Origin of the sequence: Tenacibaculum sp. SZ-18 (assembly GCF_002813915.1) — a bacterium.
Classification (GTDB): Bacteria; Bacteroidota; Bacteroidia; order Flavobacteriales; family Flavobacteriaceae; genus Polaribacter.
The window spans coordinates 65,810-83,873 of sequence record NZ_CP019335.1 but is presented as its reverse complement, the minus strand read 5'-3'; the positions used below and the strand labels follow the sequence as shown (position 1 = coordinate 83,873).

General features: G+C 30.9%; 30 protein-coding genes. 2 read left to right on the top strand and 28 right to left on the bottom strand.

Translation table 11 applies throughout. The features are described 5' to 3' along the window. Nucleotide 1: 1 nt before the first annotated feature. The 16 genes from BTO06_RS00380 to BTO06_RS00305 all read right to left on the bottom strand — a co-directional run bounded on the left by BTO06_RS00380 (nucleotide 2) and on the right by BTO06_RS00305 (nucleotide 9,933). The gene (locus tag BTO06_RS00380; RefSeq protein WP_100923415.1) at nucleotides 2-613 is read right to left on the bottom strand and encodes a hypothetical protein; all 612 of its coding nucleotides are present in this window, start codon (nucleotides 611-613) and stop codon (nucleotides 2-4) included. A 29-nt stretch (nucleotides 614-642) separates the two neighbouring features. After that, complete coding sequence (locus BTO06_RS00375) at nucleotides 643-1,641, bottom strand: hypothetical protein (protein ID WP_100923414.1); 999 nt, start codon at nucleotides 1,639-1,641, stop codon at nucleotides 643-645. Nucleotides 1,642-1,643: 2 nt separating this feature from the next. Further along, on the bottom strand, nucleotides 1,644-2,144 hold the full coding sequence (locus BTO06_RS00370) for a hypothetical protein (RefSeq protein WP_100923413.1): 501 nt from the start codon (nucleotides 2,142-2,144) through the stop codon (nucleotides 1,644-1,646). 21 nt (nucleotides 2,145-2,165) lie between these two features. Beyond that, the gene (locus BTO06_RS00365) at nucleotides 2,166-2,453 is read right to left on the bottom strand and encodes a hypothetical protein (protein ID WP_100923412.1); all 288 of its coding nucleotides are present in this window, start codon (nucleotides 2,451-2,453) and stop codon (nucleotides 2,166-2,168) included. A gap of 48 nt (nucleotides 2,454-2,501) precedes the next feature. Beyond that, nucleotides 2,502-3,077, bottom strand: a complete 576-nt coding sequence (locus tag BTO06_RS00360; protein ID WP_100923411.1) for a glycoside hydrolase family 108 protein — start codon at nucleotides 3,075-3,077, stop codon at nucleotides 2,502-2,504. Beyond that, entirely contained in the window at nucleotides 3,077-3,436 is a 360-nt protein-coding gene (locus BTO06_RS00355) for a hypothetical protein (RefSeq protein WP_100923410.1), read from the bottom strand. The genes BTO06_RS00360 and BTO06_RS00355 overlap by 1 nt, the downstream gene beginning before the upstream one ends. 3 nt (nucleotides 3,437-3,439) lie before the next feature. Then, the gene (locus BTO06_RS00350) at nucleotides 3,440-4,213 is read right to left on the bottom strand and encodes a hypothetical protein (RefSeq protein WP_100923409.1); all 774 of its coding nucleotides are present in this window, start codon (nucleotides 4,211-4,213) and stop codon (nucleotides 3,440-3,442) included. A 2-nt stretch (nucleotides 4,214-4,215) separates the two neighbouring features. Further along, entirely contained in the window at nucleotides 4,216-4,404 is a 189-nt protein-coding gene (locus tag BTO06_RS00345; RefSeq protein WP_100923408.1) for a hypothetical protein, read from the bottom strand. Then, a complete protein-coding gene (locus tag BTO06_RS00340; protein WP_100923407.1) occupies nucleotides 4,404-5,306 on the bottom strand; it encodes a hypothetical protein in 903 nt (300 codons plus the stop codon). Before BTO06_RS00340 ends, BTO06_RS00345 begins: the two co-directional genes overlap by 1 nt. Nucleotides 5,307-5,322: 16 nt before the next feature. After that, nucleotides 5,323-5,598, bottom strand: coding sequence for a hypothetical protein (locus BTO06_RS00335; protein WP_100923406.1), 276 nt, complete (start codon nucleotides 5,596-5,598; stop codon nucleotides 5,323-5,325). A 2-nt stretch (nucleotides 5,599-5,600) separates the two neighbouring features. Next, on the bottom strand, nucleotides 5,601-5,948 hold the full coding sequence (locus BTO06_RS00330) for a hypothetical protein (RefSeq protein ID WP_100923405.1): 348 nt from the start codon (nucleotides 5,946-5,948) through the stop codon (nucleotides 5,601-5,603). Between the two features lie 70 nt (nucleotides 5,949-6,018). Continuing rightward, nucleotides 6,019-6,609, bottom strand: a complete 591-nt coding sequence (locus tag BTO06_RS00325) for a hypothetical protein (RefSeq protein ID WP_100923404.1) — start codon at nucleotides 6,607-6,609, stop codon at nucleotides 6,019-6,021. Nucleotides 6,610-6,648: 39 nt separating this feature from the next. Continuing rightward, entirely contained in the window at nucleotides 6,649-7,089 is a 441-nt protein-coding gene (locus BTO06_RS00320; RefSeq protein ID WP_100923403.1) for a hypothetical protein, read from the bottom strand. Nucleotides 7,090-7,114: 25 nt separating this feature from the next. Next, the gene (locus BTO06_RS00315) at nucleotides 7,115-8,563 is read right to left on the bottom strand and encodes a transglutaminase-like domain-containing protein (RefSeq protein WP_100923402.1); all 1,449 of its coding nucleotides are present in this window, start codon (nucleotides 8,561-8,563) and stop codon (nucleotides 7,115-7,117) included. Nucleotides 8,564-8,680: 117 nt separating this feature from the next. Then, nucleotides 8,681-8,884 (bottom strand): hypothetical protein, encoded by a 204-nt coding sequence (locus BTO06_RS00310; RefSeq protein ID WP_157811672.1) that lies wholly within the window; start codon nucleotides 8,882-8,884, stop codon nucleotides 8,681-8,683. Nucleotides 8,885-9,537: 653 nt separating this feature from the next. Next, on the bottom strand, nucleotides 9,538-9,933 hold the full coding sequence (locus BTO06_RS00305) for a hypothetical protein (protein WP_100923400.1): 396 nt from the start codon (nucleotides 9,931-9,933) through the stop codon (nucleotides 9,538-9,540). 41 nt (nucleotides 9,934-9,974) lie between these two features. Between BTO06_RS00305 and BTO06_RS18295 the strand changes: the two genes are divergently transcribed. Next, nucleotides 9,975-10,127 carry a hypothetical protein gene (locus BTO06_RS18295; protein ID WP_157811671.1) on the top strand — a complete coding sequence of 51 codons (153 nt, stop codon included), beginning with the start codon at nucleotides 9,975-9,977 and terminating at the stop codon, nucleotides 10,125-10,127. A gap of 189 nt (nucleotides 10,128-10,316) precedes the next feature. Here the strand turns inward: BTO06_RS18295 and BTO06_RS00300 are convergent, their stop codons facing one another. From BTO06_RS00300 to BTO06_RS18285, 9 genes are all read right to left on the bottom strand, one after another. Beyond that, entirely contained in the window at nucleotides 10,317-11,144 is an 828-nt protein-coding gene (locus BTO06_RS00300; RefSeq protein ID WP_100923399.1) for a DNA cytosine methyltransferase, read from the bottom strand. A 95-nt stretch (nucleotides 11,145-11,239) separates the two neighbouring features. Further along, complete coding sequence (locus tag BTO06_RS00295; protein WP_100923398.1) at nucleotides 11,240-11,725, bottom strand: hypothetical protein; 486 nt, start codon at nucleotides 11,723-11,725, stop codon at nucleotides 11,240-11,242. Nucleotides 11,726-11,829: 104 nt separating this feature from the next. Continuing rightward, nucleotides 11,830-12,069 carry a hypothetical protein gene (locus BTO06_RS00290; protein ID WP_100923397.1) on the bottom strand — a complete coding sequence of 80 codons (240 nt, stop codon included), beginning with the start codon at nucleotides 12,067-12,069 and terminating at the stop codon, nucleotides 11,830-11,832. Between the two features lie 56 nt (nucleotides 12,070-12,125). Continuing rightward, nucleotides 12,126-12,662, bottom strand: a complete 537-nt coding sequence (locus BTO06_RS00285; protein WP_100923396.1) for a hypothetical protein — start codon at nucleotides 12,660-12,662, stop codon at nucleotides 12,126-12,128. A 3-nt stretch (nucleotides 12,663-12,665) separates the two neighbouring features. Then, nucleotides 12,666-13,220 carry a C2H2-type zinc finger protein gene (locus tag BTO06_RS00280; protein ID WP_100923395.1) on the bottom strand — a complete coding sequence of 185 codons (555 nt, stop codon included), beginning with the start codon at nucleotides 13,218-13,220 and terminating at the stop codon, nucleotides 12,666-12,668. Nucleotides 13,221-13,612: 392 nt separating this feature from the next. After that, nucleotides 13,613-14,152 carry a hypothetical protein gene (locus BTO06_RS00275; protein ID WP_100923394.1) on the bottom strand — a complete coding sequence of 180 codons (540 nt, stop codon included), beginning with the start codon at nucleotides 14,150-14,152 and terminating at the stop codon, nucleotides 13,613-13,615. Next, on the bottom strand, nucleotides 14,070-14,879 hold the full coding sequence (locus tag BTO06_RS18290) for a hypothetical protein (RefSeq protein WP_157811670.1): 810 nt from the start codon (nucleotides 14,877-14,879) through the stop codon (nucleotides 14,070-14,072). Before BTO06_RS18290 ends, BTO06_RS00275 begins: the two co-directional genes overlap by 83 nt. 22 nt (nucleotides 14,880-14,901) lie before the next feature. Beyond that, nucleotides 14,902-15,198, bottom strand: a complete 297-nt coding sequence (locus BTO06_RS00265; RefSeq protein ID WP_100923392.1) for a hypothetical protein — start codon at nucleotides 15,196-15,198, stop codon at nucleotides 14,902-14,904. Between the two features lie 4 nt (nucleotides 15,199-15,202). Next, on the bottom strand, nucleotides 15,203-15,367 hold the full coding sequence (locus BTO06_RS18285) for a hypothetical protein (RefSeq protein ID WP_157811669.1): 165 nt from the start codon (nucleotides 15,365-15,367) through the stop codon (nucleotides 15,203-15,205). Nucleotides 15,368-15,798: 431 nt separating this feature from the next. Here BTO06_RS18285 and BTO06_RS00260 point away from each other — a divergent pair, with 431 nt between their 5' ends. Next, nucleotides 15,799-16,191, top strand: coding sequence for a hypothetical protein (locus tag BTO06_RS00260; RefSeq protein WP_100923391.1), 393 nt, complete (start codon nucleotides 15,799-15,801; stop codon nucleotides 16,189-16,191). Between the two features lie 418 nt (nucleotides 16,192-16,609). Here the strand turns inward: BTO06_RS00260 and BTO06_RS00255 are convergent, their stop codons facing one another. Genes BTO06_RS00255 through BTO06_RS18280 form a run of 3 tightly spaced genes read right to left on the bottom strand, consistent with a single transcriptional unit; the run spans nucleotide 16,610 to nucleotide 17,726 of the window. Then, a complete protein-coding gene (locus BTO06_RS00255) occupies nucleotides 16,610-16,885 on the bottom strand; it encodes a hypothetical protein (RefSeq protein WP_100923390.1) in 276 nt (91 codons plus the stop codon). Further along, the gene (locus BTO06_RS00250; protein ID WP_157811668.1) at nucleotides 16,886-17,581 is read right to left on the bottom strand and encodes a hypothetical protein; all 696 of its coding nucleotides are present in this window, start codon (nucleotides 17,579-17,581) and stop codon (nucleotides 16,886-16,888) included. Continuing rightward, entirely contained in the window at nucleotides 17,556-17,726 is a 171-nt protein-coding gene (locus BTO06_RS18280) for a hypothetical protein (protein ID WP_157811667.1), read from the bottom strand. Before BTO06_RS18280 ends, BTO06_RS00250 begins: the two co-directional genes overlap by 26 nt. Nucleotides 17,727-18,064: the final 338 nt, after the last annotated feature.

The following is an 18,064-nucleotide window of genomic DNA, read 5'->3' as shown; positions in this document are numbered from 1 at the left end:
TTTAGTTTACATAATCACTACTTCCAAAAGTTATCGGATACCAGCCTGAAACATTTATAATCCCATTGGTAAATGATACTGATTTCATAAAGTTGTTAGCGCCTTGACCTATAGAATCAGATAAGGAATCAGAATATTCAAATACAATATCTTTTTTATCAAAACCAGGTGCATTACCGCCTCTTGAACGTGCTATTAAATTTTGAAAATTAACATTCGATCTTGTAAATCCACCGATTGAAAAAGGGTATGATAAAGTACTTGTAACAGAGAAAGGTAAACCTCCAATATATAAGGTATTACTCGGTGTTCCTGTTTGATTAATATTGGTAAGGATTATGTGAAAATATACTAGATTACCGACTCTCTCGTAAAACGATCCAGCATTGGTAAAGGAATATGTTCCTGTATTACCTGCATCTTGTAATGTCGGATTAAAATTTCTTCGATCATTTCTTTGTAAAAGACCAGCAGTAGTTGCTGTAGGATATGGTAAAACTGCATTATTCCCAGAAGTATTTTCAACTTCTCTTGTTTCTTTCTTGTAGTTTAAATCTACTTTTGCTTTGCTCAGTAGATATTTTAAAATCTTAAAATCTAAATTAATTTTCATTGTAGCTTTTTTTCTGAACCAGTTAACTTTTAAAATCCGATAGGTGGACCAACAACAACTGTTGAAAAATGTGTTATTTCTCTATTTTCAAATTGTCCTAAGGAAACTTCATCACTCAAAATTATCTGCGGAAAATTCTTATACAATTTTTTATCAAAACCTTCCATGTTGTCAAACGTAATTTCTAGTTCTGATAAGTTTACAAACATGGAATTTGAGATTCCTACAAAAACTGTTTTTGGGAGATATAAGAATATTCCTTTTCTACCATCTGGGAGAAAACCAGTCTTAACTTCCAAAGGCTCTGAATTAGGATAAACGACACCAATATCAGTTACTAATGTTTCTGGAGTATCTAGTAAATCATTGTTCTTTAGTTTTTCCAGAAAATTTAAAGGACTATTTTCTAAATCTGAACTCACATCACTATAACTGACAGTTTCGAAATTGTAAGTATCTGTTTTATGAGTTAAGGCTAACCATTCATCTTTATTGATGATTGTACTATTAATGATCGCTTTAAATGGAGATACAATGGTACTAGTATTATTTTGGAATAATTTCGTAAACCCAACATGTACAACACAACGAATATTACAAATAGGATACTCAGGTAATTCTACAAAAGCAATTACTCGATTCGGTAAAAACCCATTGGGCATTCCTAATGGAGTATTATTAAAACTAGTACTAAGATTACACATTTTTAAAGTGTTATCCTTTAGATGAAAACAACCTTCATCTATTTCACTCACCCCACCACCTCCTTGTTTAAAAAAACCCAACTCAGCAAACTTTTTAACGAGTTCTGCACCATTTGAAGTACCAAAATTATCCGTTAGTTCACTGATTAATATTTTCTCATTGTTAAAACTAGTTTCATCCTTATCCGGCATTATCTGAATACCTCCGTTAATTGCGATAATATCCCTTGACTTAGCCGTGGACTGAACTGATGTTTTACCATCTTTCACATATGTAACTACTGTAACACCATTAATTAACTCTATACTTATCTGCCTACCCATATTTATTTCTTAGAACAACCACATGTTGATATAGTATCAACAACTGTTGTTGAATTGTTGTTTTTTAAGATATTAACAGGTTTGTATAACCTTTTAAAACTGAATCCGTACAAGCTATAAGTAATAGCTAACTCTGAATTTTCTAGAATACTTTCTGTAACATCAGGAGAAAGTACGTTAAAGAGAATATCGATATTCGAATTAGCAACAATTCGGTTATTCAAATCACAACTAGAATTTGTTGCGGCTAAACTTTCCTTATTGTAAATAATATCAATTGATTTGATCGGATAGGGAACATTAAGGGAAGTTAATGGCATAATGTTTAAAATAGCTCTTCCTTTAGCTACTTGCTTAATTCTTAAGTTGAACTTAACTGTATCAATAAATTCAATTAACTTTTTTCTTTTAAAAACTGTTTTCACAGCTACAATAGTTCCAAATAAAAAAAGACCACCATATTTATTTGATGCTTCTGATTTTTCGTTTTTCTTTTCTTCCATTACTTTTATAATTACCGGTTATTATGGATGTGTTCTTTTGTAGGTATCAAACTCTTTTTTAAGAGAACTATATTTTTGCTTCCAATAAGCTTCTACTTCTTCTAACTTCTCTTTTAAAGTAAGAACCTCGGATTTCATTGCTTCAAACTTTTGATCGGAATCCTCTACATACTTATCATAGGCTGCTTGCATTCCTGATAATGCATCTGTCTTTTTCTTTTTCCTTTCTATCCAAACAGATAAAAGACCACCAGCACCAAATACATATGCCAAAACATGATCTAAATGTTCAATTAGGTATTGTTTCATTTTTTTTGGGTCTTGTTTTTATAAAAATTAACGAGGCTATAGAAATAACTACAAATGCTCCAAGTACTTTTTTTTTTCAATGAGGATCCCAAACTTATCGGCTAAAGATTTTACTCTTTTATGCCAGATAGAAATCCAATCACTATTATTCAAAGAATTGTAATATTCCAATCTGTACTGACTTATTTTCTGAAATAGCTTTGTTGGAGCCACAGCGTTTATAGCTTTTATTGTGTTTGCTCCAATAGCTCCATCAACCACAAGGTTTTTCTTGTAATATTTATTCAATATCCCTTGTACTATTTTTGCAATAGTTCCTGGTCCAGCATTAATAGCATGATCCACAATGTTCTCGGCTACAGCTTGCGAATTAATTTCTGAAGCTCTTACAGTATCCCAATACCATGATTTATAAATCTCAGAAGCAATACTTACGGTGATTGATTTCATATCCTCTACCGTAGGAGGTCTATTCAACCATTTTTCGTAGGTCGTAGCAGCTATTCCCATATTAGTACCTACAAGATCACCTCTGGAATTATAATTACCAGGATCAGAAGAAAGCTTTTGATATCCTCCTTCAAACTTTAAAGCAGTTTGTTTGTATAGATTAAAATCAGCCATTACAAGGTTACCTTCTCCACGTTATTATTTCTGCTCACTAAATAAATTCCCCCTGTAATCAAACCAATAATTCCCAAGGCAAATAATCCATTCTTTTTCTTTTTTGAAGTGATTACAATTTCGTCTAGAAATTCATCCGATGATAACAAGGTGATAGTTCCTGTTAATTCACTCCCTTTGAGTTTTTTACCTGATTGCCCAATATGAGAAATCTCAATAATATCATTGTCTGAGGCTTCTATCTTAAATTCTCCATCGAAATTGGTAAATGCTCCTTGCCTTGTTGTGGTATTAACTAGATGAACATCTGGAATTGGTGTTCCTAAATCATCAATTATTCTTGCAACTCTAATAGCCATCTTTTAAATTTTTTTATTTGTTACTTGATGCTGTAAGACAACACCTTGATCTTTCATAAACCATCCTCTTTCTATGATATAGTAGTTTTCTTTTCTACCATCATTAGAAGCCCAAACACCATGAGCAATAACTTCACCTACATCTTCTCTAAATTCAAAAGTGCCATACAATTCTCCTGTTCCTTGCCAATTACCATTGGCATCTTGTACTGCTTTATTTACAGTAATCATACTTTTTGAAGCCGAATACAAATCCGTTCCTAATGGATACAATAACTGCTGATTTTGATTATCGGAAGGAGAGTTAATAATGTTCCAAAATGTTTTCAGCTCATCTGTATCAAGTCCTTTTCTGATATCAGTAAAAAGATTTCTTCTAAAGAGAATGGAATAAGCTTCCGATACATCTTTTACACTAGTGACTTGACTAGCAATACTAAATAAAGCAGATTCATCGGTAGAAATATTAATCGATGGAATCAAATAACTTAATACACTAGAATCTGGAAAACCTACTCTTGTAAAGGACTCATAAATAACAGCGGCAGCAGTTAAATTTGGATTCCCAACATTTTCACGAGCAAAACGATCTGCTCTAAGGTCCTTAAACTTTGACACTCCATAACGAACAGCCGCTAAAGAACCTAGAAAAACGAGTATCATTTTAGCCGCATTAATTGATTGACCAATAGTTTTTTTCCCTTCATCAGAATTTGCTATTTCATTAGCAACTAATGCTACGGGTACACCCTTTAAACCTTGTTTTGCATTACCCATAATTAGGAAACAAAAGATTTTAAGAAACTGTAGTTTTCTTTAAATGCACCCAATGCCTTTGGATTCTCTAAAAAGTTAGCAAACATTTGTAATCCTTCCGTGTCTGTTTTTGAAAGAATAGTTTCTATTGCTTTTTTCCTGTTATGTTTATCTGCGATGTTTTTACCATCAATTTCTATTTGAAACGGCATTATATCAATTCTTTTAAATTATACTTTACAACTAAATCGCTTAATTCTTTTGCGAATTCAGTATTCTGTTGTTGTCCAATTGCCAACAATACCAAATCATTGGTCTGTTGATCCGTAAACTCTTTAGAACTTACCATTGAGATTAATCCTTGCTTAATTTCTGATAAGTTTACATATGAAGCGTTCATACCAGGAGTAACCGATGCACTAGCTGATTGCTTTTGTATTATCGCTGGAACAATGTTTTTTCCTACATCTAAAAGAGCCTTTAATGTCTCTGGTTCTATAGCTGGTTTATCTTCGAGCTTTAATTTTAGAATCTCTAATTCGTTTCGCTCTTTAGAAAACATCAATTCAGTTTGAAGTTTTCTATTTTCATCGACCAGCTCTTCATTCTTACGAATTAACTTTTTAGATGTTTCTTTTAACTCTTCATTTTGCTTCTCAAGCTCTTGCAATATTCTTGCCTTGGTATGTAATGAAATTAATTCAGATGCATTCATTCCAAATGAACCATTCATGCCCAACATTTGTTGTTGATTAACAACAGATGTTGGATAAGTAGAAACAGCTGGTGCTAAAGTAGGTTCTACTATAGCACCATTTGTTGCTGTTTCATTAACCACCAAATTTTTAGTATTCTCTAAAGCAACTTGCCTAGGTTTGTCAACACGTAGATTTGAAGTTCCGTTAGGTTTAAACTTCTGAATGAATAATCTTGATACACCTTTTGATCTATACAGTGATATTAATTCTTCTAAAGAACCGTATTTTGAAAGTAAATCAGCATACTTTAGTTTTTTCTCTAAAGCTTTGTTTATTTCATAATCTATAACATCAATGGAATGTTTAGGATTACTCTTTAAAAAGTATTTTATGCTTTCTATATCTTGTATATTCATAATTAAGGTGGTGGTTTTATTCTTCTCTACAAATGCATCCAGTAACTTTAATAGCTCTTAGGTATAGTTTTTTCTTGTTTCCCTTTGTAGTATCAAAACTGATTTGCAAATTCTTTTGATCAAGAGTAACATTTGAGGCAAAGGAAGTATCTTCATAACCAAGCAACTTTAATAAACCAATATCAACAGGTGTTGATTCAAGGTTTTTGAAGTACACATCTCTCAAACCTTCTAACGAAATTGATTCATCGTTTTTGATAACTCTTTCAATTAAACTTCCTTTCAATTCCATTGTTATTTAGATTGATCGATATAAAAAATCATTTGAAAAGTAAACTCATCTGTTAAAGGAGTATTAGATTTAGCGAAAATTCTAATTTCTCTCCCTCCAGAAAAATAAAGTCTTTTTCTACTGTCAAAATGATTACCATTTGTTGGCTGATATTCTTGGTAAGAGACAAAAGGATGTAACTCATCTGAGTTACTAGCTTCTATCTTAACGTTCACATTTGAACTCGGATCATTATTCTTAAATAAGGCGCAAGCAACAACATTACCCTCTTCTAATTTTAGAGTAGCATCATCAACGCTATCTCCTGAAGGAATCGTCAAATTGACAACCGTATGTTTTAACTTTATCATAAAAAATGTGTTAAAAAAGCTCATAAGGAAGCTTATGAGCTTTTGTGTTAAAAATCAACCTTTAAAGGAATTACACAGAATCCTTTCTAAATACACTAATACCCGAAGTTGCTATCTCTAAATATTCGTAATCCGTAACATTACTCTTATATCCTTTTGGAAAAATTAACTCCAATTCAAAGTCCACACCACCAACAATTACAATTGGTTGTGTTAAAACTCTAAAATCATCTTCAATGGAATTCCCAGTATATTTATTCCCTAATCGGTATAATGGAAAATCCCCTAATAATTTACTTCCTTGAGATATCTTTAATCTAGCGTTTCTAAAAATACCAGGAAGCGCTTTTTGATAGGTTGCAAATCCTTCATGATTCTCATTAGCATTAGAATCATAACCGATTTTGATTTTGTCGATAATCTCCACTCTATCATGTTGAAATTGGGTTCCTTTAAATGTAGAAACACCATCTATCATTCTAGTTTCTGAATCAATTAACTGTTGGTTTGAACCACCCACTACGGCCTTTCTTAAATAGTGATCACTATCTAAAAAACGTATATTTCCTTGGGTTGCAGATTCAACCATTTGACTGGTTAATCTTTTACCATTCTCTTCTAAAATTTCTACTAATACACGTTTTGAGCTTAAGTCTCTCATTTTTCTATATTTTATTTTTTTCGTTGATACTTTACTTAATTAAGCAACCTTAAAGTTGAATTTCTGCTCTGATAATTGAGTATTTTCACCCCATGAAGAAGCATCTGGAATCATTAAGGTCGGTGTATATTTTATTTCTCCTGGAGAATTCATACCAAACATTGCTCTCATAATCTTTTGACTTTGAGTGCCTGAATCCGCTGGTAAAGATGGAGCTACAAGCTCATTTACTGCACCAAGTGTGTTGTCTAATCCAACACCCATTAAAAAACCTTTCACAAGATTTACTCCTAGTCCTTTGCCTTGTAAAGCTCCACCAACAGCAAAACCTCCAATTCCTAAAACTCCTCTGATTAATGGCTCGTTAAACTCACTCGGAGCGATAGCCATTAAAGCTCGTGAGCCATACGTTCCCGCAATTGTTCCCACTCCAACAGTAGCAGTATCCTGCATACTATTCTTATTGAATTTTAATTTCATATTTCTAATTCTAATTATTTATGTATTAAGCAAATAATAAATAGCCTCCGGTTAAAGCAGTTCCAAGAACCGCTAATACTCCTTTATTATTTTTCTTTGGTGGTATGGTATTTGAATGATCAACAGGACCAGGTGAAGGATTTGAAGTTCCGCCTCCGCTTCCTGGTGCTGTATTTTTAAACTGAATTGTTGCAATATCTTTTACAGAGTAGGTTCTAGTCCAACTTCCTCCTCGAAATTCAAAACTAATCGCTCTGCTATGAGTTTTATATTGAACATTGAAATCACTATTTAAAGCTGTGTATAAATCTTCTAAAGCTTTATTGAAGATTTTATAAGATACTTCTTCTCCCTTTTTGGTGCAATCTTTAGCTCTATCAATATTTGCTTTTCTATCATTTCTACCGAAGGTTAACTGAGCAATTACTTCATTTACGACATTTTTAGTAGCGTTTAAATCTCTGGATTTAACCACGTTTAGAAGATTATATTTTGTAAAAATGTCATTGACTTTTTCGGCAGTTTGAGGTTTTGCAATAGAAGGAGGAAAAGATGCGCCCCAACAACTTAAATCAAAACCATTATCGAAAACCTGACCAAAACCACGATCAATTATGTTTCCAATACCAATATTATCTACTAAAGAAGTAATACTATCAAAAGAAACAAACCCTAATCCAGAGGGAGAAGAAATATTGTAATAGTGTCTTTTTCCGTTTACTTGAAAAAAATCATTCGTAACAGAAATTTTAGGTTCAATTCCACGATCAACAAAATAACGAACGTCTTTTTTAATAGCATTGGTTACTAATATTGAAACTCCTTTTTTATTGAGTTCTGATAAGAAAACAACAAAATTTCTAACAGCATTATCAATGCTTTTTGTTGGTAATTTTGTCCCGGCATTCATACCGTAATATGGCAAACTGACGTCTTTTACATCCATGTCAAATTCTTTTAATTTTGTTACTTCTGTGTTGATTGACTTGGTGGCGTCGATAATCAATTCTTGATTTTTATATGGAACAACAACATATACGTGACTCCATCTTGTTGGATCGGAAGGTTGCACGACTTTTCGCAACTTATGGGCTATTCCTAAATTTGATAATATTGATGAAGCAAAAAGTGAATACGATTTACAATCAATTCCATCAAATCTCATGTGGTAGCTACAAGCTGGTGATTTCAATTTTTGTTCGTAACCATCGGCATCATATTGTAAGTAATTATAGAGCCAATTGTATATGTTGTTTATTGTTTCCGGAAGTGTTTCTCCTTTTAGTTCTTTAGAAATTTTTTCAGTTTGATAAGCGTACTTTTTGGACCATTCATTAATTAACTCTAATCCTCCAGTAGTAGTCGTTTCTTTCAAAAATGTAGATTGACAAGATACTTTTGGAAAGTACTTGTCATATTTTTTAGTACGACTTATCGGTCTATATAATAATTGATTTATTGCCTGTATGCTCATTTGTTAAAACTGAAATACAAGGCAAATATGAAGCAGATTTTTACACACGAATTAGGATTCGTGAAGATTCGTGAAGATAGATGAAGTTTCATCAGTTTTTATGAAGATTCGTGAGTTTTACACTTCACCAACTTCTTCTACAAACAAACGAAACTCTATTGGGGTGATAGTTTTTAAATATTTCGCTTTTTCCAATTCTAGATTTCTACATTTAGAAATAATATCATTGATTGTTTCCCTAATAAATACATCAGGTAGTTTACGATATAATTTGAATAAATCTTTTTTGGTGGCAACATAACATGGTTCTTTTAATTTCATTTCTTTATTTGGCTGCAAACAAAAAATCAACAACTGTTGTTGATTTGTTATTTATCTTCAATTAATTATGCTATTGATATTTTAATGACTAATTTCGTACCATCTTAGGAGACGTCCTAAGTTTCTTTTTCATAGCAATTTTCCCGCTCAATCTTTGAGTGGGTTTCTTTTTTTATAAATAATTCAAAGCTTATTAATTAGCTCATTCAACATCTCTTTGTTAATATACTTTTCCTTTTCCAACTCTTGTTGATAATACTTTCTGTATTGTTGTTCATTCAGATATAGCTTATACATAAGAAAACATGCTAGAATTGCTAATGTGACTATCGTTATTACTAGATTATTCATTTATGTGTTTTTAATTTTTGGTTAATAAACTCGATAATAAATATTACAAGCTTGTTTTTATTATATTTGAGAATGAAAAAGAATAGAACTTATAGAATCTTCATTTACAATCTCAAGTGTGTTTTATTATTGTTTTTCCCAAATTCTAATGGAGGCAATAGATTCTGATAACTACAGTTTTTAAAGTTTGTATTTTTGAATCATGTTTTTATTTAATCTTCCTTTTTATCTTTCTATTGTCATTATTGGCTTTTTAATCCATGTAGTATATAAATACTACAAAACGAAGAAGAATAATTAAACTACTGATTGTTTTTAATTTGTTTACCATGCTTGATTACGAAATAATATTTATCTGATTCCGCACCCCATTCAGGATTACCATAAGCAACTTCAATTCCTTTATGTTCAAATTGAATTATACGATCTTTATCATCTGCATTTGGATAACCTAATGTCATTATATTATAAGTGAAGCTTTTGAACCAAAAACCATAAACATTATATACATGATCTTGAGTATGTCCATCTCTTAAAGCGCATAGCCCCATATTTATTTCATCTATTGTCAAATCAATATCATTATCAACTAATCTTTTAATCCAATAAGGAGTAATTTCTCTATAATCCTCTGTTTTGATACCGTTTTTAGTCATATCAAACCATTTAGTTTTTAGTGGTAATCTTAAATCACTCATACTACTCTTTTAATTTATTTTGTTTTTACTAGTTTTACTTCATGGCTCAAAAAGAAACAGAAGTAAGTATTTGGTTTGTTATCATTTTCTTGATAGTTGTAGCTTTCATCATTTCCCTTTTCAGAGGGAATGGAAACAACAATGGACCATCTTCAGATCCAGGTGATGATATTAGCTTCCATGATGACTTTTAACTACTGTTTTACTTTATTTATATTTGCTTATGAAAAAGATTCGAGATTTCATTTTTTTAATTCTTCTAGCACCTTTCCTTCCTTTTTTCGATTCATTTCAAGGTTTCCAAGAAAACCCCAAGGGTGTTTTAGTTTTTTTGATAATACTTGGTTTGTTATTCATTACGGCTTACTTTATTACTTAAGAATCTACTGTTTGTTTTTAATTTGTTCGTATTTCTCTATCGCTTTAAATATTTGAATTATTGCTCTAGGATTAATTGCATTTCCTCCCGCTGTAAGACTTTCTTCGTACCATTTAGAAACGGTAATAAAGTCCAATTCGGGGGAAAGTTCATCGCCCACATTGAAAACTGCGGGTTGCCCGTGCATTTCTTGAAATTGTAAAAAAGTATTGCGTGATGGATCCAGGACATCTGTTTCTTTTTCCCTCCATTGGATTTTCGAGCTTCTCCCTTTTGAGTTTTCAATCTCGTAAGAGCTGCTTCCTTTGTCACCTTGTACATTTTTCCGTCCCATGCTGCCATTGTAGGCACAAATCCAAATCCTTTCTCTGATATTGGTAGCTCCGACACTTGCAGATGGAAATAAAAAACATTGTACTTCGTAGCCTTCAGCTTCCAAGTCAGCTTGCACTTCTGCGAGTACCAAACCTCCATTCCAATTAACAAGCCCGCGAACGTTCTCGCCCACGACCCAACGTGGTTGAATCTCTCTAATTGCTCTAGCGAATTCTGGCCAGAGGTGGCGATCATCTTTTTTTCCAAGTCTATTTCCTGCTGCTGAGTAAGGTTGGCACGGAAACCCGCCAGTAAGGATGTCGATTCGTCCTCTGTAAATATTGAAATCTGTCTCTTTGATATTTCCATGTCCTATTGAATTGGGCCAATAATGGCTAATTACTTTCTTACCGAATTCGTTAATATCACAATGGAACACATTCTCCCAACCCATTGCATGAGCTGCTAATTCTGGTCCACCAATACCACTGAATAATGTTCCTTGTTTTAATATCACTTATTCTACTCTTATTTTATAATTCTTTTACTAAATCTTGGACATAAAAAAACACCTTAATTAAGGTGTCTTGCGGTAAAAAATAATTACTGATTCTATTCTTCAAATAAACTCAAATCAATAGGCTCTATAAACTGAATACTGAAAACTTTATCGAATCCAATTGCTGGAGTAAAATAAAAAGAAACCCCTACAGACTCTTCTTCAATATACATTTTTGTATTAAAGTAATATTCAATTACAAAAAACTCGTGTTTCTTAACCCCCCCTGTAAAACTCTTAACGACTTTAATAATACTTGGTTTTAAGGGAACACCGTGTTTTTTAATTGAATCCGATGCTGATTTAAAATGATTAATGTACCATTCACGATTATCCCATTTTGATATAGTTAGATTTTCAATTTCATCAATTTTCAAATCTTTAATAAGAGATAAATAATATTTTGTTAAATCTATTCTTCCCTTGAAATTAAAATGCTCTTTAACATCAATAATTTCTTCTTTTATCTCTAAACTCTGAGCTATTAATGTTGAACTACAAAGAAGGGTCAAAAGTAAAGCTGTAATTATCTTTTTCATTTTTAAATATTTTTTAAAGAATATAAAAATAAAAGTAATAATTATATATTTCTCACCACAATTATGTCAAAGAACGTTTTTCCGTTTTTTAGGTATCGGAGAACCTACTGAATTTCTGGAATTTTATAACCTAATCGATGTAGGTCTCTACAGATAAAAAATGGTAAATCAAATAATTCTATATTTCCATTTTTAACTCTTTTCATGATGTTCTTATATTGAATATTTGGCATACTTCTTCTGCTACTCCAAATAGCAGCAATAGTATTCAAGTCCTTATCTGATAATTGAGAAATACAAATACCATCACTTTTATTTTTTTTATTTTTTTTAGACTCTTTCATCAATTGAAATCTTGATCATTAAAACCTTAGTGTCTTTTTTTATAATTTGTAATAGTTTATTGTAATTCGTTCTTTACTTTTAAGGAATGGATCTTACCACCTGAACCGAGGTCATATTTAATTGCTATTTTCACAGCCCGCTTAACAGAAGCTCCTTCTTCCATTGCTGCTAATGCTATAAATGCACCACTTCCAGTGGCATCAAACTTTTCTACTTCATATACAGTTAAGTTTGAACTTATGAAAAAACACTTATTGTCTTTTATTAAGAATGCGCTAAGTTGAACTTCGGCTGGTTTTATATTCATTTTTTCGATAACAAATGATTTATACTCAACGCACCAATTAATTATGTTTGACTTATTCATTTTTGGAAGTTTTTTATCACAAAACATTTGTAACAAATAGAAATGAGATGCTATACCAGCATATCCAATCGTTGCACCTTTAATACGGAAGATTTTACCGTTTGAATTTAAATTCTTGGATGAGTAATTGTCCGTATACCATTTTCTTTGATTGTTAATAGTTATTTGTGAATCACTCGCAATTTTGAATCCATCTTTATGTCTTTTTACTGCAATTGTTGTCATTTTTTAGCTGTTATTTTGGTCTTTTAGTTGTTGGTATATTTTACAACTTCTTTGATGTCCACTTAAGGCCTGTTTGGAAGGAAAACCTTTACCGCAGACGCATTTATGGGCTACCATTTGCTGTTGTTTTGCTAGTAAACGCTCATGTTTTGCTTGATTAGTTTTAAGAATCGCTAGTTCTTGCTGATATTTCGTTACAAATACGCTGATTAAAAGGTATCCTATTAGTGCAAATAGTGTGCTAATAAAAACCGATTTGAATAGTTCTAACCCTTTGTTGGTAAAGGCATGAAGTATAATCATCATCATTATTACATCAAATAAAAATAGGAAAACAGGCATCACTTTACTTTTTGTGTGAATAGAAGCTACAAGTAGACCTGCTGAAATTATTATTGCACTAAAAAAAGATGTTATTGTCCTAGCGCTTGGATTCGTAATACTTTCTTCTAGCACTTCGTAGAATAGAAACCCAATTTTAAAGGCATATCCGAATATGTAACAACATACTAGAATAGTAACTAATCTTAAGCTTGTAAGTATATTTTCTAATTGCATTTTAGGGATTTATTTGTTGATACTCGACTTCAATATTATTAATGAACTTATTGTATTTATTGATAATTGTTTTGATTACAGTCTGAATTATTGATTTCATTGTTTTTGATTGTTTGCTTACAGTTTATACACTGTATTATTGTCTTCTCGTATATGTCAAAGCCATCAACAACCAATAGTGTTAGGTTACAATTTGATTTATTACAGTTTTTTTCTGGTATACTCATTGTCATTTGACCAATACTTGTTTTTTTCGTTTTCTACTTTTATTAAAGTTCCATTCGGGAGGTCTTAACCCAGTTATGGGATTTATACCATATTTCCAGAATTCTCTTATTTGACTTGTTGAAATTTTGATGTCTTTACTTTTGCCCATCTTAATTTGATTTTATTTAACTAGAAGGTGTACCCTTCCAAATCCTTTTCACGTTTTTGGAAATGTTCATAGGATCGTTCGATTTATGTTCTAAATGTTTTGCGTTGTTTATTTCGTACGCTCTATTCATTCTTTCTTCATTGTAGGTGCGGAAGAATGTTAGGACTTTTGGTATTGAAATACTTTCATAAAATTCACCGAACTCACCTGCCATTATTCTTTTGAATAAAAGGGTTAAATCTGCAATTTTTAATGAGTTGTAGTTACTTAGTATTTCAGATACGCACAGAATGATCTGTGTTTCAGTCATAGGTTTGTTTAAATTCAATATTTCGTTTAGGTTTATTAACCATGCAGATAGGAAACCTTCCGAAAATTGGTGCCCTTTTTCTCGAATTATTGTAGCTAAACTTGGAGATTTACTTGAGAAACATTCATCGATAATCACTAAGTTTTTATAAACCTTTAAGCAATTATTTAGACTGTAACTTTCTAAGAACTTGTTGTTTGAAATCGCTGCTATACTCGACCCTCCTGTTGTTGTTAATTTTCTCATTGCCTGAATGATTTTTGAGTTCAAATAATCCCTTCCAATTATTTTCAATACTTTGATGAATGATTGCAATTGCAATGTTTTCATCTTGTTTTGATAATTCTGATAATTTTTTAAGAGAAGCTTGTTCTGATATGATAGATTTAAAACCAAAGCCAAATTCTTTATTCTTGAACATTTTCCATAGATTCCATTGTTTTAGGAATTCATCACTTTTGTATGGTAATACAAGGACTGGTTCGGATGCTTCTTTTACAATTTCGAGTGTTTGACTTTGGGGTTTGTTTGGTTTTTCCCCCATACCCCCTTTTCGTTTTTCATCTACATCTTCTTCTTTATCTTCTTCTTCATCTTCTTCTTCAAGCTTAAAGGAAGCTTGATTTAAGCTTTTTTTTAAGGTTATATTATTTTTCTTTAAAGCTCTAAAAAGTGGTTTATGTGGGTTATAATTTTTATTAAGTTTTTCGAAATCACAATAGTTAATTACTATATAATTTTTTAAAAGAATCATGTTTTCTGAAGCTTCAACAAAAGTTGGTAAAGCTTTAGTCAAGCTTGGAATGTCTATTTTATAACCGTTTTCAAATTCAAAATAATCTTCGTCAATTTCCCATACTCCTGAAGGATCACAATTATTCCATAGCCAATACCATGTTAATTTTAACCTAGGCTCAAGTTTACGCCAAGCTTTAGGCAAGGTAGATGTATCTATAAATCTTTTTTTGGACATAATTATTAAAATTATATTGTTGTTATATTGCTAGTCTTGCTAATTCCTCTTTTACGGATTCCACGTTATATTTTATTTTAGAATTCTTATGTTCTCCATACATTATTTTTAATTTTGTTGCAGGATCTTTGGATTGTTTTTCAAGCCAGTAAGCTGTAACTTGAAATCTCTCAATAACATCTTTCTTAAGGATGTATTTATGACGATCATCAACAATATTCTTAGAAGCAGCTTTTTGAACTAACTTATCAAGATCTTTTTCAAGAAGGAGTACAAACCCCATTTCAGACAGTTTCGAAGCTAAGTTTTGATCAATCATGTTTCTAGTTTCTTAAGACTAATGTTCTATTATCTATTCTTACCCATCTTTTTCCTTCTTCGATTAGTTTTCTTTCTAATCTTTTGGCAATATTTAAAGCTTTGTTACCTTTTTCTTTTTGATATTTCCTTGAATATGTGTCTATTGTAGATGAAATTTTACCGCTCATTTTTTTTGTTTTTGGGATGTAAGAGCCCAGGTCGATGAAAATCGACCTTTGCACTTACGGATTTAATTTAACTAACCTTAATAGCTCCCCTTCCGAAACTACTTACTCACTTAATTAAAAATTGAATGAAGAAACTATGCTTTATACCACGCTTTGTTTTTGTATAAACAATTGTTGTTGTCTGGTGGTTTTTTGTTGATGTGTTTTGTTGATCTTATCATTTTAATGGAATTGAAAAAAGCAACAATCAGCCTAAGATCGCGGAGCTGATTTGTTGCTTTAGGATAGACAACCTGTCTATCTTATTAGTTTTGTAAATTCTTTTATATGCGACCCTATTTAATACCACTTTTTATATATATTTGTTTATGTTGTTATTCAAATCTACAACACTTTATCGTACTTTACAACATTTTACGTAACTTTTTTTTATGAGTTTAGACAATATTACTTTCGAAGTAGCTTTTAAATATCTAACAGACAAGGGTGTAACTGCCTACGAGCTTCATAAATTTAGTGGTGCGAGTGAAGCTGGTTTTAGAAAGTTGTTGAATGGAAATGTAGATAATCCAAGAAGAAAAACAAAAGATATCCTCATAGATTATTATAAAAGTTTAGTAAGAGGTAAAAAGTTGACAATAACTGAAAAAGTAGATTCTGAACTCTTAAGTCAGGAACAAAGTTTGTTTCTTGATGATTTGATTTTAAACCATGAAAAGGCATTATTAAATCATGGTTTGTTTAAAACTTGGTTGAATTTAAAGTTAGCTGAACGTGAAAATGAAATTCACAGGGAATATACTAATCGAGACTCGAAAATTTAAACTATTAAGCTTCTTCTGCGAAAAGAAGGCAATCCTAAATGTCTAATTCTATACTCGGATCGAGGTCAATTATTACAAAATTTCCTTTAAGCGTGTTTATGAAGTCGCAAAACGCATTTAAGTATTGATAGTGTGTTTCGACAGGATCAAATCCCATTTTTGAACTCTTAAAATCAACTATTCTTTCTAATATATTCTTACTTTCAATTAAAATAGAATCTTTTATTAGGATTGAAGAGTTTGATTAATTTTCTCGATAAGATTCAAATTTTAGGGCATAAACAATAGTGTCCTTTTGGTTGGAAGTAACGATTAGTTCATAATACACTTCCCGATTACAACTGAAAATAATGGCAATGAATGATAGACATATAAATAAATATGTCCGTCTTAGTTTTCATTTCATAAGAGTACTAATTTAGATCAGACCTGCCTTTAATCTATTAATTCGTACTTTCTCTAGTTCTTCCTCAAGTAAATCCGACAAACGCTTTTCTTTCTCAAATTTTTGGACAATTTCATTTAGTGCTTGTCTTAGAATTATTACAGTTTCATTGTTACTACCTTTATATGCTTCTAAATCATTAAGAAGTTTAATGTATTTGATAATAACTATATCTTTAGAGACTTTTCCTAATTTATAATCCTTAATCAGGAATTTTATTTCTTGGGTTATTGATTTCAGTGAATTCATTTAAGTTGTTTTTAGTAAATCCACGAGTTCCTTACCACTATCAATCATTTCTTGTAAATCCTTTCGTGTTTCTTTTTTCTTTAATTCAACAAACTTGTAAATATAAAATAGCCCGATTACAATTAATGTTGTTAAGGCTGATGCAATCAATAGACCATATTCATAAGCAACAATGTTATAGTTTGTCTTAATAAAAAGTGCAAAGTATAACCAAAAGGTAGACACGAAAATAAATCCAATAGATCCAATTATTAAAACGTTCTTAAACTCACTTATTATTCCTGGTACCAACACTAAAACAAGCAGTATAAGTGATAATCCAAGTGTAAGATATGATCTTCCAAATTCGTAGGCAAAAATTCGAAAAGACGAATAACCCAATACGGAATATTCGCCTTTTAATTGTTTTTTCTTAGAATGATAATCATCTAGTAAAGATTTTTTATTTAATTCTAATTTTTTTGAAGCTATAATAAAATTTGGAACATCTAATTCTCCATTTTCTAACTTTGATAATAATTCTGAACGTTTATTGTTAGTGCCTTTTATTATTTTATTATATTCTTTATAATGTGTTTTATAAGGTTCCCACTTTTTTAATGGTTGGAACTTTTCATGAATAAAAGTGCTACCTAATAAAGTAAGGAAAAATGAACCAATAATTAAAGTTTTAATTACCACCTTCTTGTTGCTCATCTCCTTCATCGCCAACTTCATCTTTATTAATAAGTTGCTCATTTGAATCTAATAGTTTTTCATTAGAATCAGTACAGCTGTTTAAAGTGATTAAACCAAATACTACTACTAATACTAATACCGTTCTTTTAAATAAATTTTTCATTTTACTATAATTTTTAAATGTTAATAATTATAGTAAAATTAGTATATAATCTATTATGACACAGTTGTTGTGTTATAATTAATTTTATAATAAATAGGGTTATAGAGGATTACAATTTTTTTAAATATCTTTTCTACATCATATATTATAATTGGTTATTGATTCGGGGTGTTAATTGTAAGACAATATTAATAAAAAAATAGTACTGTAAAAAACCTCTATTTAAATTTATTGGTACCAAAATTAATGGTAACCCTAATTGTTTACAAACGAGAAATACCCTGAATTTCACCTAAGGGTTTTCCCTTAGAATTCTAAAAACTAGGTTTATTTAATTT

Bases quoted from the DNA above. Each gene is read 5' to 3' on its own strand.
- BTO06_RS00330 (WP_100923405.1), bottom strand. From the start codon at position 5,948: ATGATAAAGTTAAAACATACGGTTGTCAATTTGACGATTCCTTCAGGA.
- BTO06_RS00360 (WP_100923411.1), bottom strand. From the start codon at position 3,077: ATGGCTGATTTTAATCTATACAAACAAACTGCTTTAAAGTTTGAAGGA.
- BTO06_RS00260 (WP_100923391.1), top strand. From the start codon at position 15,799: ATGAGTTTAGACAATATTACTTTCGAAGTAGCTTTTAAATATCTAACA.
- BTO06_RS00290 (WP_100923397.1), bottom strand. From the start codon at position 12,069: ATGAAAGAGTCTAAAAAAAATAAAAAAAATAAAAGTGATGGTATTTGT.
- BTO06_RS00315 (WP_100923402.1), bottom strand. From the start codon at position 8,563: ATGAGCATACAGGCAATAAATCAATTATTATATAGACCGATAAGTCGT.
- BTO06_RS00310 (WP_157811672.1), bottom strand. From the start codon at position 8,884: ATGAAATTAAAAGAACCATGTTATGTTGCCACCAAAAAAGATTTATTC.
- BTO06_RS00370 (WP_100923413.1), bottom strand. From the start codon at position 2,144: ATGGAAGAAAAGAAAAACGAAAAATCAGAAGCATCAAATAAATATGGT.
- BTO06_RS00380 (WP_100923415.1), bottom strand. From the start codon at position 613: ATGAAAATTAATTTAGATTTTAAGATTTTAAAATATCTACTGAGCAAA.
- BTO06_RS00305 (WP_100923400.1), bottom strand. From the start codon at position 9,933: ATGAGTGATTTAAGATTACCACTAAAAACTAAATGGTTTGATATGACT.
- BTO06_RS18285 (WP_157811669.1), bottom strand. From the start codon at position 15,367: ATGAGCGGTAAAATTTCATCTACAATAGACACATATTCAAGGAAATAT.
- BTO06_RS00325 (WP_100923404.1), bottom strand. From the start codon at position 6,609: ATGAGAGACTTAAGCTCAAAACGTGTATTAGTAGAAATTTTAGAAGAG.
- BTO06_RS00355 (WP_100923410.1), bottom strand. From the start codon at position 3,436: ATGGCTATTAGAGTTGCAAGAATAATTGATGATTTAGGAACACCAATT.
- BTO06_RS00335 (WP_100923406.1), bottom strand. From the start codon at position 5,598: ATGGAATTGAAAGGAAGTTTAATTGAAAGAGTTATCAAAAACGATGAA.
- BTO06_RS00345 (WP_100923408.1), bottom strand. From the start codon at position 4,404: ATGCCGTTTCAAATAGAAATTGATGGTAAAAACATCGCAGATAAACAT.
- BTO06_RS00265 (WP_100923392.1), bottom strand. From the start codon at position 15,198: ATGATTGATCAAAACTTAGCTTCGAAACTGTCTGAAATGGGGTTTGTA.
- BTO06_RS18295 (WP_157811671.1), top strand. From the start codon at position 9,975: ATGGCTCAAAAAGAAACAGAAGTAAGTATTTGGTTTGTTATCATTTTC.
- BTO06_RS18280 (WP_157811667.1), bottom strand. From the start codon at position 17,726: ATGAAAAATTTATTTAAAAGAACGGTATTAGTATTAGTAGTAGTATTT.
- BTO06_RS00275 (WP_100923394.1), bottom strand. From the start codon at position 14,152: ATGAGAAAATTAACAACAACAGGAGGGTCGAGTATAGCAGCGATTTCA.
- BTO06_RS00285 (WP_100923396.1), bottom strand. From the start codon at position 12,662: ATGACAACAATTGCAGTAAAAAGACATAAAGATGGATTCAAAATTGCG.
- BTO06_RS00250 (WP_157811668.1), bottom strand. From the start codon at position 17,581: ATGAGCAACAAGAAGGTGGTAATTAAAACTTTAATTATTGGTTCATTT.
- BTO06_RS00365 (WP_100923412.1), bottom strand. From the start codon at position 2,453: ATGAAACAATACCTAATTGAACATTTAGATCATGTTTTGGCATATGTA.
- BTO06_RS00340 (WP_100923407.1), bottom strand. From the start codon at position 5,306: ATGAATATACAAGATATAGAAAGCATAAAATACTTTTTAAAGAGTAAT.
- BTO06_RS00280 (WP_100923395.1), bottom strand. From the start codon at position 13,220: ATGCAATTAGAAAATATACTTACAAGCTTAAGATTAGTTACTATTCTA.
- BTO06_RS00295 (WP_100923398.1), bottom strand. From the start codon at position 11,725: ATGAAAAAGATAATTACAGCTTTACTTTTGACCCTTCTTTGTAGTTCA.
- BTO06_RS00255 (WP_100923390.1), bottom strand. From the start codon at position 16,885: ATGAATTCACTGAAATCAATAACCCAAGAAATAAAATTCCTGATTAAG.
- BTO06_RS00350 (WP_100923409.1), bottom strand. From the start codon at position 4,213: ATGGGTAATGCAAAACAAGGTTTAAAGGGTGTACCCGTAGCATTAGTT.
- BTO06_RS00320 (WP_100923403.1), bottom strand. From the start codon at position 7,089: ATGAAATTAAAATTCAATAAGAATAGTATGCAGGATACTGCTACTGTT.
- BTO06_RS18290 (WP_157811670.1), bottom strand. From the start codon at position 14,879: ATGTCCAAAAAAAGATTTATAGATACATCTACCTTGCCTAAAGCTTGG.
- BTO06_RS00375 (WP_100923414.1), bottom strand. From the start codon at position 1,641: ATGGGTAGGCAGATAAGTATAGAGTTAATTAATGGTGTTACAGTAGTT.